A 13,821-nucleotide genomic window follows, 5' to 3' on the forward strand; every position below is an offset into this window, starting at 1 on the left:
TATATATGTATTTGTTATTATTTTATCTATCTAGGTGCAAAGATACGAAATATAATAAGATATTTGCGCTTTTTTATTATAAATATTTGCTTTTTTCTTCTTCATGTTCTCTATTCTCTATTTTTTGAAGTACCTTTGCACTTCAGAACGCTGAATAAGAATTTATAAAAGAGATAACAATGAATCAGAAAACTTTTAGAAACCGAATGAGCAGCGTGAAGTCTGCCTTCGGACTAATGCTGCTTTTGTTGATTCTGCCTTTGCAGATATTGGCGGCAGAATTAGGAGAGGCTGGTAAGCGATTGGCAGCTTTGCCAGGAGTAAGTGATGTGGAAACACTGAAGAGTACACATTTCCCGGAGAAATATGTGTTCTTCATCAAGCAGCAATTGGATGGCAAGGATGCTTCCAAGGGTAGCTTTGATCAGAGAGTGGTTCTGTGCCATCGTGGATTCGACCGTCCTACCGTTCTCGTGACAGAAGGATATGATGCCAACTATGCCTTGCATGAGGGATATATCGAGGAACTTTCCAAACTCTTCGATACCAATATCATCACCGTGGAGTATCGCTATTTCAATAAGTCGATGCCTAATCCTTGTAACTGGGATTACCTTACCGTAGAAAATTCGCTTTATGACCTGCATCATGTGAACAAAACTTTGCATGCGATGTATAAGGGCAAGTGGATTGCTACCGGTATCAGCAAGGGTGGACAGACAACAATGTTCTATCGTTCTTATTTTCCTGATGATGTAGATATCTCAGTACCATACGTAGCACCGCTCAATAAGGGTGTAGAGGATGGCAGACATGAAAAGTTCCTGCAGTATCAGGTATCCACAAAGGAGAACAGACTGAAGGTGCTCAATTTCCAGTTGCTTCTCTTTAAGCGCAAGGCAGCCTTGTTGCCAATGTTCGAGAAGTATTGCAATGAGAAGAAGTATGTCTTTAATGCTCCATTGCCAGAAATTTTCGACTTCTCGGTATTTGAATATGCTTTTGCTTTCTGGCAGTGGGGCGAGGATATCAATCAGATTCCTGCAAGTGATATGGATGACAAAAAAGTGTTTGATTACTGGATCAATATGTGTGAGCCAAGCTATTTCACCAATTATAATGCTACCGCTTCGTTTGATGTGCAGGCTGCAAGAGAGTTGGGATATTATGGCTATTATACCAAACCGTTCAAGAAATATCTCAGCATCAAGACGGCTAAGGGATATCTGAAGCGATTGATGGTACCAAAGGGTGCTGAGAATGTGAAGTTCTCGCCAGCGCTTTACAATCATACTGTCGACTTCCTGACCAAGAACGATCCGAAGATGGTATATATCTATGGTGACATTGACCCATGGGGAGCATCCGGTATCTATGGTTTGCCGTTCACCAAGAACAAGAAGAACCTGCATGTATATATGTGTCCTGGTGGTTCGCACAAGGCTCGCATCCTTTCATTCCCTGAGCCAACAAGACAGGAAATCATCAACTTGATTAGTGGATGGTTAAAGGAATAAGTCTTATGCGAAAAAGTTTTTTCTCGAAAAAAGTCTCAAAGTCTCATTTTTCTGTTGAAAATATTGACTTAAAGGCTTGATGGATAGAAAGATAACAAAATGATACTTCTCGGTTTTAGAGCCGAGAAGTATCATTAAAGTATCATAGAAGTGTCATGATTTTTACTTTTCTTTACAAGGTACTTCGTTTTTGATTCTTTTTTACTTCGTTTTTGATGTTTAAAATCCAAATAACAATCAATCAACTCACCGGCATTGAGTGCCCAAATTTAGGCTCTCAATTTGGGCACTCGATGCCCGCAGTACGGGCAATCAGTGCCCGTTACTTGTTCTCTCGATGCCCACCACTTGGTCTCTGAGTGCCCGTCTGATGGGCACAGATAGACCGCTTGACGGGCTGTAACAGACCTCCTTATGGTCATTATTCCTAGTCCTACTTGTCAGTTTTTTACCTTATTCCTAGTTTGTATTGACATACTTTATAAACTGGAAAAGTAGACACTATCAGTTTTATAAAACAGAAATACTAGACACTTGTAACGGTTAGATTTTAGTGAAGTCAATCTCATCAGAGAAGTGCTCGAACTCAACATCCTTATATCCGTATCGAGCGAAGAGTTGCTTGATATATTTCTGCTGTTCCGGCAAGAGTTTGAGTTGTCCCAGTTTGTATCGATAGTATTGTCCTTTGCTGCCGAGGTAGTCTCTCATTTCAGCGCGCAAGGCAGGAGCGTCTTTTACTTTCATTTCAGCAAAGAGTTTGTCGAATCCCCATGCCATTTTCACGACACGGAGTGGTGCGAAGTACTTGCATTTCCCGTTTTTGAGAGCATTAGGGAAAATGGCGTCTCCTCTTTCAGTCTCCTCATTTTTGTAGAGTGCAGAGAGATAGTGTATGCATTTGTCTTTCATCGGACATGGTTCGGTGAAGCAATAGGTGATGTTGCTAGGTACGTTTCCGTACTTAAAAGCCTTTTTCAATAATTCCTTTTCATCCATGTTTCGTAAGTATTTAAATAAATAACTTTCTCTCTTAACGCAGAAAAAGTGTATTTATTGCCTTGAGCATGAGTGTTTTGTCTTTTTTCTATTTCCCATGAGCATAAGTATTTTATCTTTTTTCCCATGAGCATGAGTATTTTATCTTTTTTATGCTTATTTTAAACACATTTCGGCATATTTTTCTGGCACCAAGCCCGATTTTGATGATACTTCTCCTTGATTTATGATACTTCGATGATACATCTCCCTCCATTTTTTAGAGAAGTCTCATTTTGCTAAAGTATTGAATATTAATGATATAATCCTATATTTGGGTCGAAAAATGATACTATGAGACTTTTTTCGTGAAAAACTTTTTTGCGCGAGCATGTTTGATGTTGCCATTTATCGCCTTGTTGACAGGATTCTTTTGGTTTTATATTATCATTAGTAGTTGCACCAAAGTTTTGAATATGCCCTTGTCTTTCTCTTCTTTGAATACTTTTAGAACTTTTTCCTTTATGATATAGTCCTTTAGTCTATCTCGATAAGTAGGATGAGAGAGTAGTATCCAAAGCTCTTGATCAATGTAGGCATATTGGGTATTTCTATCTAGCCACGCTTTTGAAGGAGATTCCGTTTTTACTTCAGCATTTGTCCAGACTAAATGCCAGAACTTATCTGATTTCAAGAAATAATACGGATAATGTAAGGGGGTAAGGTTCTCTTGATGAGCTTTTAAGAAAAACTTCCCGAAAATGCCTTGGTATATAGGTGCAATCTCTTCATAAGTGAAATGGTTGACCGTTTTTCCGTTTTCCATCAGCTCTATGATGGATAGGATAAGTGTTGGTTTGGCGATGATGCGTGTATGATTATTCTTGTTAGTACATTGTAGCATCTTATCGATGAGCTCGCAATAGTAATCGAAGGCTTCATCGTAGTCAAAGAATCTGAGATATGTAGTCATAATCTGCTATATTTTTATGGGTTTGATAACTTTTTCTGCAAATATACAAAAATAATTCGAGATAAGCGCACGTTTTTCGGAAATTATTGTTATTTTTGCAATTGCATTCTACCGCAGAAAGCCCGTAGGGCTGAGCGGGTGGGTGTGACTTTTATGAAATAGAGCGTTTACTAACGTTCGTCTGCGACTACTCGTAAACTTCGCAACTTTACCTTTAGTTGGACGTAGATGTGACAATGGTGAATGTTCACGGAGGGTGTATAGTATCCTGCTGCGAACTGTCGTATACATACCATAACTGTATGTTTTGGTATCGTGTATGACTATATGTTCGTACATGGAATCATCATATACCATAACGTGGGCTTTCTGCATTGTCCGTCTCTTTCAACTAGGGCAATGCGAAGGCCTTCGAGTGGTGGGATGGGCAAGGAGAATCCCACGTTTCCGTTTTATAGAGGCCTAACAGAATACTAACACAACTCACGATACCGGGATTCTATCGCTTTGAAGAAGATAGATGTACAACAAATATACACTCTCTGGACATGAATCTTTTCCTTGCAAAACCTTATGGCTCACCAAGGGATATAACTTTATGATAGATGGAGGAAACTTCAATGCTTCTGATGCTGTAATAGCTTTGGGAGTGGGAAAAAACATGGTTTCTTCTATCCGATATTGGCTCAAGGTGTTTGGTATTTCCAATCAGGATAAGCCAAGCAGAATAGCAGTTTATTTATTCGATGAATCAGAAGGCGTAGATAAGTACATTGAAAGTTTGGGAACTTTGTGGTTGCTTCACTACCTTCTGGTCAGTTTGAAAGAAGCAACGCTTTATCATATTACTTTTGTGCAATTCCAAAAAGAACGCAAGGTCTTTGAAAGGGAGCAATTGGTAAACTTCGTGAAAAGACTGATGATAGAGGATGGAAAGGACAAAATCTTTAATGTGAATACCACCAAGAAAGATGTGGGTGTACTGTTGCAGAACTATGCCCAGCCTTATAAAGCCAAGTCGTTTGAGGATTATTCTTCTCTTTTGATTGATTTGGATCTGATAAGAACTGAAGATAATGGTAAGACGTTCGCCTTCAATATCGAAGGTAAGCGCAGGGTTCCGATGGAGATTTTCTTATATGCCATTCTTCAGGAAAAAGGTAAAGATAAGTCTGTATCATATGATACATTGCAGGAAATAGGCTTAATGTTCTGCATGACAGATGCAGAGGTCATAGATATGGCCCAGTCTATAGGTGAGCATTATTCAGAGTATGTACAGTATAGTGATAATGCAGGTATCCGTCAGTTATTGTTTAAGGAAGGTTCTTCTTTGAAGGACATTGATGTTTTAGATAAGTATTATAAGAATGCGACAGTTTAGTTTATCAGCAAACATAGAGGAAGGCTTTGCTAGTGAGGCCAAATATATCGTAACTCCTAATGCTCGCCAAGTGGCAGAGGGTATTGCGAATGGATTTCGATCGGGAGTTCATTCTTATACCATCATTGGCTCTTATGGAACAGGTAAGTCAAGTTTCTTATTGGCTTTGGAAAGAGACTTGATGGGAGGTAAGCAATATGATTTGTTGAATCCTTCTGAACTTTCAGAGAAGAAGTTTGAAGTTCTTAAAATTGTTGGCGACTATAAGGAACTGTCTGTCTTGTTGAGTCAAAAACTCTCTGTTGATGGCACTGCTGATAGCATTCTGGATGAACTCAAAACCAAATATAACAAACTGAAGAGCCAGGGAAAATTCCTGGTTATCTTCATTGATGAGTTTGGCAAGGTGCTGGAGCATGCTGCCAAGAATAATCCGGAGCGTGAACTTTACTTCATGCAGAAATTGGCTGAGTTCGTGAATGTGCCATCCAGAAATATCCTTCTTCTGACTACGCTTCATCAGAATTTCAACGCCTACTCCCGTAAGTTGAATGAAGTACAGAAAGAAGAGTGGACGAAAGTAAAGGGGCGTTTCCAGGAGTTGGTATTCGTAGAACCGATAGAGCAACTTCTCTATCTGGCTTCTACGCAGATTGATGCCAGTAGAACCATGCAAAATGATGATTCTTTGATTGATTCACTGGCTTCGTTGGCAAAGAAAACTGGCTTTGTTTCTCAAAACTTTTCAGAAGCAACTGCACAGGCATTGGCTCCGCTGGAACCATTTGCTGCATACGTCATTACACAGGCCATTCAGAGATATGGACAGAATGAGCGTTCTTTGTTCTCTTTCTTGAATGCAAGGGGACGTAACTCTTTGTCTGAATATGAGGGAAAGATATATCAGCTTCAGTGCTGCTATGATTATATCTACTATAATTTCTACTCTTACCTGAAGGAGGCGAATGCCGACTCCATGCAATGGAGTTCAATGCAGGTTGCCATCGAGAGAGTGGAAGGTCAACTATGGGAAACCAAGACAGACCTTGTAGATGCCATCAAGCTGGTGAAAGCCATCGGATTACAGAATCTTTTCGGCAATGCTTCATTTAAGATGAACCGTGAAGATACTGCTCTGTATGCCAAGACTGCTTTGAATATAGAAAACCCAACGGGGCTTTTAAAGAAGTTGGAGCAATTCAAGATTATCCGATATGCCAGCTATAAGTTCCGCTACATTCTTTTTGATGGCACAGATATCAATATAGAAGATGAAATCCGCAAGGCTGGTTTGGTGGTTAGCCGTCCTGTAAACTTTGTGGATGATATCAGAAACTATTGTTTCAAGAAGGTGGCTCCTGTCAAGGCTTGCTATTTCCAGAAAGGTACTCCAAGATACTTTGAGTATGAAGTGCTGGGTGAAGGAGTGGACAAGACTCCTACTGGCGATACTGATGGATATATTCAGTTGATCTTCTCTTCCCGTAAGAAAGTGTTGGAGGAGATTTGCGAGCTGAGTGAAAAAAGTGAGAATGCCATCATCTTTGTTTGTTTCAGAAATACAGACGAGTTGGTGTCTCACCTCTATCTGATAGAAAAGTACAAATATATATTGAGCAAGGTGTTGGTAGATAAATCTGATAAGGTTGCTATCAACGAAATCAATAATCTGATGGAGTATGAGAAAGTGGTTCTCAATAAATCTATCAGTGATAGCTTGTTTGCATATAATGGAGATGTTACTTGGATTTTCATGGGAGAGGAAAGAGAGGTTTGCTCCTTAAGAGACTTCAACCAGTTGCTGTCAGTGGTATGCGATGAGATTTATTCTCAGACTCCTGTGATGAACAATGAATTGTTCAACAAGCATAAGTTGAGTGGTTCAATCTCTAGTGCGAAAGGTAAGTACCTGGCTGCATTGCTGAACCAGAGCAATGAACAGGACTTAGGATTCCCTGGCGACAAGTTCCCACCGGAGAAAACCATCTATTATTCTCTCTTGAAGAGTACGGGACTTCATGTGAATGGAGAGTTTGCTGATGTGCCATCCAATGAAGGAATCATGCCTTTGTGGGATGCATGTGAGGAATTCCTGAAATCTACGACTTTCAAACCTCGTAAGATTTCTGAGCTGATTAAGAAGTTGTCAGCAAAACCATATAAGTTGAAGCAGGGATTCCTGGATTTCTGGATTCCCACCTATTTATATATAAAGAAGCAGGATTTCTCTCTGTATGGAACCAATGGAGCATATATCCCAAATATCAACATGGAGTTCTTCGAGTTATTGCAGAAGCATCCGGGAGAATATCTGGTCAAGGCATTCGACGTGACAGGTGTGAAGGTGCAGATATTCAATCAGTACCGCAAGTTCCTGAATGTAGAAGCCATGGGAAGTATCAAGAGCGATGATTTCATTGAAACCATCAAGCCATTCTTTTTCTTCTATAACAAGAGATTGAATGATTATGCCAAGCATACCCGTAAGTTCAACCATGAGCAGACGGTAAGATTCCGTGATACTCTGGCTAGGGCAAAGGACCCGGAGAAGACATTCTTTGAGGATTTGCCTGAGGCTCTGGGCTACGACAAGGAAGCTTTGCAGAATCCTGATAAAGTACAAGAGTTCTGTTATGTCATTAATCGGGCAGTCAAGGAACTTCGTTCTTGCTATTCTGATATGATAGACCGTGTGGAAGGTCGCTTGTTGGAAACATTGGGCATCGAGTCATACGATTATTCTGAATATGTGGTAGAGATCAGAAAGCGTTTGGCTCATGTTAAGGCATATCTCCTGACAGATAGACTAAAGGAATTCTATCAGCATGTGATGGCTGAGTTTGATAATCGTAATGAGTGGTATCAGTCTATTTGCTATACGGCATTGGAGCAACCATTAGAGCGATTGCGCGACGATCAAGAAGAAAAACTGATTGACAGTTTGCTTATGCTCTTCCATGAATGTGAGAAATATTCTGACATATCCAAGGTGGCAGAGGATGAATCAGATGAGATTTATTCGTTGGATTTGGTTTCAACGAAGGGCAGCAGTATCCATTCTCAGACTTTCAGATTGCCAGAAAGCGAGATGCAGAAGGCTGAGGAATTGGAAAAGAGCATCGACAAGCTACTTGATGGCATTGGAAATGACAATGTATCGGTATGTACATTGTTGAAAATATTGAATAAGAAGTTGGGTTAAAGCCTCTTCCGTAAAATGAATAGAGCAAAATGAAAGTAAGAAATATTTTAGGAATATCTGGCGGAAAGGATAGTGCGGCTTTGGCCATCTATCTCAAGCAGAAATACCCAAACTTAAAGATTGAGTATTATAATTCTGATACAGGCTGTGAATTGGCTGAGACGGAATTGCTGATTGATAGATTGAGCGCTTATCTGGGAAACATCAAAAGACTTAGGGCTGCTGAAGACAGTCCTGAGCCTACGCCCTTTGAGCATTTTCTGAAGGCTACAGGTGGATTCTTGCCTTCGCCACAAGCTCGATGGTGTACCAAGAAGATGAAACTTGATGAGTTTGAAAGATATGTTGGTGATGACTATGCAGTATCATATGTTGGTATTCGAGGTGATGAAGACCGTGACGGTTATGTGTCTTCTAAACCTAATATTCAGTCTGTCTTCCCTTTTAGAAGAAATATCTGGAGCGTGGATGTCATCAATAAGTTTTTGCACAAAGAAAACCAGGAGCAGATTATTGACATCTACAATAAGTTATGCCCTGAGGGATTGATGAAGGAAGACTTGATAGATGTGTTGAAGAAACCGATTACCAAGCAATTCTACTATTCCAAAAAGCTGAATGCATTGTTGGATATAGACGTGAAGATGTTTAACCATGCCGTCTTTGAATACTTGAAGACTACGGATTATCCTGTTGGTCATCTGGATTCATTCCCTTTGATAGATAACGACGAGGTGCTTGTAAAGGAAGATATCTTCAGACTGCTGAGGGATAGTGGAGTAGGAGTACCATCTTATTATGAGGAAATTCCTTTCGAGGTGGATGGTAAGACGGGAACCTATTGTAGAAGCCGAAGCGGATGCTATTTCTGTTTCTTCCAGCAGAAAATAGAATGGATTTGGCTCTATGAGCAGCATCCTGACTTATACAAAAAAGCAATGTCGTTTGAGAAGGATGGTTATACCTGGATTCAGAATGAGAGTCTGGCAGACTTGATAAAACCAGAGCGTATTCGCCAGGTGAAACTGGATATCATCAAGCGACAGGAAACAAACAAAAATAAGAATAAAGGCACTAGTCTTGCCGAACTCTTCGGTGATGAATATGTTTGTGCCAACTGTTTTATTTAAGACTTTATAACTAGAATATAATCGGAGGGACGTCTATGTTGAAAGATGTAGAATGGGCTAAGGATGGAACCTATATACCTGGAGAAGAATTTTCTCCAGAAAGGTTTTTTAATGATGGATTGAAGAACAGTTGCAGTTTCGATCTGCAACTGGGCTATTTCAGTTCTGCCACTATTAGTGTATTGGCAGAAGGCTTTGCTACGTTTATTGCAAAAGGCGGAGTTATGCGTCTTATCATCAACCAGATTGTATCTGAAGAAGATAAGGAAGCTATCCAGAAAGGAGTCTTTGGTGAAGTGGTAGATTGTATGGATCTGTCTGATTTTGAGTCTCTTCGAAAGACATTTGATGAGTATCAGAATCAGTTTTTCAGATGCTTGGCGTATCTGATTTCTCAAAATAGAATTCAAATCAAAATCATTAAGCCAAAGAAACATAAGGGAATTGCTCATACTAAGACTGGGCAATTCCGTGATGATGATACCATTACTTCGTTCACTGGTTCAGCCAATTTTACAATTAATGGCTTGCTTTATAACATAGAGGAAATCAAGATAGACCGAAGCGATTCTCCTGATGAGATGACTCAGAATAGAATCAAATCTCAAAGAGCAAAGTTTGAGCTTATCATGAATGAGCAGGAAAGCGATATAGAGTATCTGTCTCCAAGTCAGTTGGAGACGGCAGTATCGTCATGTTATCAGGACACGACCATAGAAGAGCTGCTAGATGTAGAAAAGAAGTTGGATAGAATTCGCCAGGAACGAAAAGCTCAAAAGGCATTTATGGGTGGAGATATGGTTAGGGAGGACATTTGTCTGGAAGAGATAACTCCACGTTTTCCATATCCATCAGGTCCAAGAGAATACCAGCAGCAGGCTTTTGAAAACTGGAAAAACAATAAGCAGAAAGGTCTTTTTGCCATGGCCACAGGAACGGGTAAGACAATCACCTCGCTGAATTGCTTGTTGGAGATTTATAAGCGCAATAGATACTATAAGGCGATAATTCTGGTACCAACGATTACTTTGGTAAATCAGTGGGAGCAAGAATGTCATAAGTTTAATTTTATGAATGTCATAAAGGTTTATTCTAGGAATCCTTTATGGAAAGAGGATGTTGAGTCGATTCATTTTAATGAGGAATATCGTTTGAAGAATGAGCGTGAGACCTCTTATGTGATTATATCTACTTATGCATCTTATACTCGTGAAAAAGTATTTAATACATTGAATGGCTTCAGCAAAAAACAGTTGTTGTTGATTGCTGATGAATGCCATAATATGGCTTCGGGTAGTATGTTGAAACGATTAGCCTATATTCCTTATCTGCGTAGGATAGGCTTATCGGCAACACCTGATTGTCAATACGATGATGAAGGTAACAGGAACTTGCGTAAATTCTTTGGTGCAGAGAATCATTATACTTATGAGTATAGTATGGAAGAAGCTATCAGAAAAGGTGTGCTTTGTAAGTATCTGTATTATCCACATATAGTACGGCTGACCACGGAAGAACTAGAAGCTTATGTTGAACTGTCTGAAAGAATAGCTAAGTATTTCAATGATGATACCTGCTCTTTTGCAAAAATGGATGAGGGACTTAAAATGCTCTTGTTGGCAAGAAAGCGAATTGTTCATAAGGCTGCAAACAAACTTAAAGCTTTTGAGGACATCATCAAGAAGCGGTATCAAGAAAAAGGAAATTTGAAATATTCTCTGATATATGTCCCTGAAGGAAATGAACCTAATTATCTTGAAGTTGAAGATGATACGCTTAATCAAGATGAGGATTCTGAGCATCTTATAGATTTATATACAAAGTCGATATTGAAGCTGGATGATAAAATAACGGTGCGTAAGTTTGTATCAGGGCAAAAGGATAGAGATGAAATTCTTGAAGAATTTGCCAGTGGTAAACTTCAAGTGCTGACTTCTATGAAATGTTTGGATGAGGGTGTTGATGTTCCAAGAAGTGAATTGGCAATCTTTTGTTCAAGTACAGGAAATCCACGTCAGTTCATTCAGCGACGAGGACGTGTGTTGAGAACACATCCTGAGAAGAAGATAGCGGTGTTGCATGATTTGGTTGTTGCTCCTGAGATTAATCCAAATAGTAGTAGTTATCGAATGGAGCGTGCCATGCTGAAGAGTGAACTGATTAGAGTGAACAACTTCGCATTGCTATCAGAGAATCCTTCTTACTCAGAATTGGAACTGAGAGAGGTGATGGAACATTATGGTTTGAATTTATATAATAATGATAATATACAATGACAAATAAAGAAAGAATGCTTCACATGGTTCTCGATGACACAAAGTTGCAAGAACTCTATGATTACGACCAGTCTGAATATGAGGACTTATATACAGCCTTGAATTCAGATAATGTGGTTGTGGCTTCTGTTGCTCGCATCATAAAGGAGCTTGATGGTTCTACTGATGAGAGTGTTCAGAAGAAAGTGTACATGACAGTGTTTAATTACATAAATGAAAACTTGATAATATGATAATAAAGAAGATTGAAATAAATAATTTCCGTAGCTATTACAAGTTTAATGTTTTTGAACTTGATAACGGATTGAATCTGATTATCGGCTCAAATGGTGATGGTAAGACAACTTTTTTTGAAGCTTTAGAGTGGCTGTTTCGAACTGACGGAACAAGTAAAATGGACACAAAGCTTATCTCAAAGAAAAGATGCGAGGAACTAATGGCTGATGAGTCTGACGATGTTCGTGTTTCAATGACATACGAACATAAAGGTTATGTCAAGACTTTGGAAAAGAGTTTTCGTTTTACGAAATCTTTCGATGGAGAAATCACCATGTCTAATTTTTCTTTCTCTTTAATAGAGGAGAATGGAGTGGAACGAATGGTTCGAGATGGCATTAAATTTGATTATGATTTGCCTTCGGAGATTCGTAAATACACTATGTTCAAAGGCGAAAGTGATTTAGATGTTTTTCAAAATTCAAATGCATTAAAAATGTTAGTAGAAACTTTTAGTGACGTTAAGGATTTTGAAGCTTATTTCTCGTTTATGGAATTTGCTACCAAAAAAGCAGAACAGGCTCGTGATAATGCCCAAAAGTCAGATCGTAAGAATAGTGAGAAAATTAATCAATTGAGACGTACCATTGAGCAGGAAACGGGAATGTTGGATGATATAGAGAAAGAAATTGGACGTAAAGAAGATGAAGCTTCTAATTTTTCTAATCTATTGAAGAGTATCGAGCAGAGTAAAGAAGCATCAAAATTGCTGATAATGGTAAATCGTAGAATTGAAACTTTATCTAAAAAACGTGCTCAAACTCAGGCTCTTATCAAGGAAGAATATACGACAAGTCTTCTTGATGACATGTGGATTTTAATGGGCTTTGGTGATATTGCAGAGGAATATTCAAAGAAGGTTAATGATGTGGATCTGAAACGCAGAAAACTGGAAAAGGCATATTTGCTTTCTGCGGGAGCAGAAAAAGCTATCAAGAAGATGCAAACTGACTTTGTGCCACTTCCGGTTCATATTCCTGGACAAAAAATTATGCAGGAAATGTTGGATGAAGAAGTTTGTAAAATATGTGGTCGTCCAGCAAAGAAGCATAGTGATGCATGGAATTTTATGCTTCATCGTTTAGAAGAGTATCAAAAGTCTTTGGAAGTAAATGAAGATGAGGAAGTTGAGCCTTTTTATAAGAACAATTATATTGTTGAGCTTCAAAAAAGAGATACTTCTCTGAATGATAATCTTGCAGAGATTACTAAACTCCGTCATAAGATTCAGGAGGTTATTTCTTATAACAATCGTTTGCATGATGAGGTAAAGAAGATTGAGGCAAATCTGAATGTAGAGATTGAGCAGAAAAAACGTATTCTTGCTCAAACTGACGGTTTGTCTGAAGAGCAGTTGTTATCTAATTATGAGAATATTTCTAATTGGATGAATCAAAAGATTGGTGCAGAGAATCGCATAGCAAAATTGAAGGAACAGAGAGCAAAACATCGTAAGACTCTTGAGGAATCTCAGGATGCGTTGGGTAAGTTGGCTGAAGGTACTTCTGCGGCAGTATTTGCCAAGGCTGCATCAATTATTCGTCAAATATCGGAAGCATTCAAGTCTGCAAAGGAAACCAACAAGAAACGTCTTCTTCATTCAATTGAAGATGAGGCGAATGTCTTCTTGGAAAGTTTGAATACCAATGATTTCAAGGGTACCATCCGTATTTTGGAAAAGGCTAATGGACAAGGAGAGGCTGTTCTTATGAATAGTGATAATACAAGAATCTTCAATCCTAATACAGCTTTAAGAACAACTTACTTGATGTCGGTATTGTTTGCTATAGGCAAGTTAGCCACTCAAAGAAGTGAAACGGAGTTTCCTTTGATATTCGATGCTCCAACTTCTTCCTTTACTGATGCTAAGGAGACGGAGTTCTTCAATGTGATTAGCAATTTGGACAAGCAGGTTGTTATCGTGACTAAGAGCTTCTTAAAGGAAAGTTATGAGGGTAATTTGGTTCTTGATCAGAACAAAGTAAATGAAGTCTCTGGTAGAGTGTTCCGTATTGAAAAGAAAAAGCCTTTCGATGATAAGGATCTGGCTACAATTCAAACAGTTATAACAAAAATAAAGTAACT

9 protein-coding genes are annotated in these 13,821 nt (G+C 38.9%); 7 read left to right on the forward strand and 2 right to left on the reverse strand.

The window, feature by feature from the left end:
- Nucleotides 1-206: 206 nt before the first annotated feature.
- The gene (locus ACQRBJ_RS04935) at nt 207-1,517 is read left to right on the forward strand and encodes a S28 family serine protease (RefSeq protein ID WP_445303019.1); all 1,311 of its coding nucleotides are present in this window, start codon (nt 207-209) and stop codon (nt 1,515-1,517) included.
- Nucleotides 1,518-2,060: 543 nt separating this feature from the next.
- Here ACQRBJ_RS04935 and ACQRBJ_RS04940 read toward each other — a convergent pair.
- Nucleotides 2,061-2,516: a DUF6078 family protein gene (locus ACQRBJ_RS04940; protein WP_295347861.1), complete on the reverse strand. Its 456-nt coding sequence runs from the start codon at nt 2,514-2,516 to the stop codon at nt 2,061-2,063.
- A gap of 418 nt (nt 2,517-2,934) precedes the next feature.
- Nucleotides 2,935-3,468: a hypothetical protein gene (locus ACQRBJ_RS04945; protein WP_294967667.1), complete on the reverse strand. Its 534-nt coding sequence runs from the start codon at nt 3,466-3,468 to the stop codon at nt 2,935-2,937.
- A gap of 520 nt (nt 3,469-3,988) precedes the next feature.
- Between ACQRBJ_RS04945 and ACQRBJ_RS04950 the strand changes: the two genes are divergently transcribed.
- Genes ACQRBJ_RS04950 through ACQRBJ_RS04975 form a run of 6 tightly spaced genes read left to right on the forward strand, consistent with a single transcriptional unit; the run spans nt 3,989 to nt 13,819 of the window.
- Nucleotides 3,989-4,852, forward strand: a complete 864-nt coding sequence (locus tag ACQRBJ_RS04950) for a DUF4007 family protein (RefSeq protein WP_294967665.1) — start codon at nt 3,989-3,991, stop codon at nt 4,850-4,852.
- Complete coding sequence (locus tag ACQRBJ_RS04955; protein ID WP_441932261.1) at nt 4,839-8,054, forward strand: hypothetical protein; 3,216 nt, start codon at nt 4,839-4,841, stop codon at nt 8,052-8,054. Before ACQRBJ_RS04950 ends, ACQRBJ_RS04955 begins: the two co-directional genes overlap by 14 nt.
- Before the next feature lie 29 nt (nt 8,055-8,083).
- On the forward strand, nt 8,084-9,184 hold the full coding sequence (locus ACQRBJ_RS04960; protein ID WP_441932262.1) for a phosphoadenosine phosphosulfate reductase: 1,101 nt from the start codon (nt 8,084-8,086) through the stop codon (nt 9,182-9,184).
- Nucleotides 9,185-9,219: 35 nt separating this feature from the next.
- On the forward strand, nt 9,220-11,460 hold the full coding sequence (locus ACQRBJ_RS04965; RefSeq protein WP_445302995.1) for a DEAD/DEAH box helicase family protein: 2,241 nt from the start codon (nt 9,220-9,222) through the stop codon (nt 11,458-11,460).
- Nucleotides 11,457-11,693, forward strand: a complete 237-nt coding sequence (locus ACQRBJ_RS04970; protein ID WP_022328753.1) for a hypothetical protein — start codon at nt 11,457-11,459, stop codon at nt 11,691-11,693. The genes ACQRBJ_RS04965 and ACQRBJ_RS04970 overlap by 4 nt, the downstream gene beginning before the upstream one ends.
- Nucleotides 11,690-13,819 carry an AAA family ATPase gene (locus ACQRBJ_RS04975; protein ID WP_264958773.1) on the forward strand — a complete coding sequence of 710 codons (2,130 nt, stop codon included), beginning with the start codon at nt 11,690-11,692 and terminating at the stop codon, nt 13,817-13,819. Before ACQRBJ_RS04970 ends, ACQRBJ_RS04975 begins: the two co-directional genes overlap by 4 nt.
- Nucleotides 13,820-13,821: the final 2 nt, after the last annotated feature.

This window comes from Prevotella sp. SGI.167 (assembly GCF_050313615.1).
In the GTDB taxonomy this organism is placed as follows: domain Bacteria; phylum Bacteroidota; class Bacteroidia; order Bacteroidales; family Bacteroidaceae; genus Prevotella.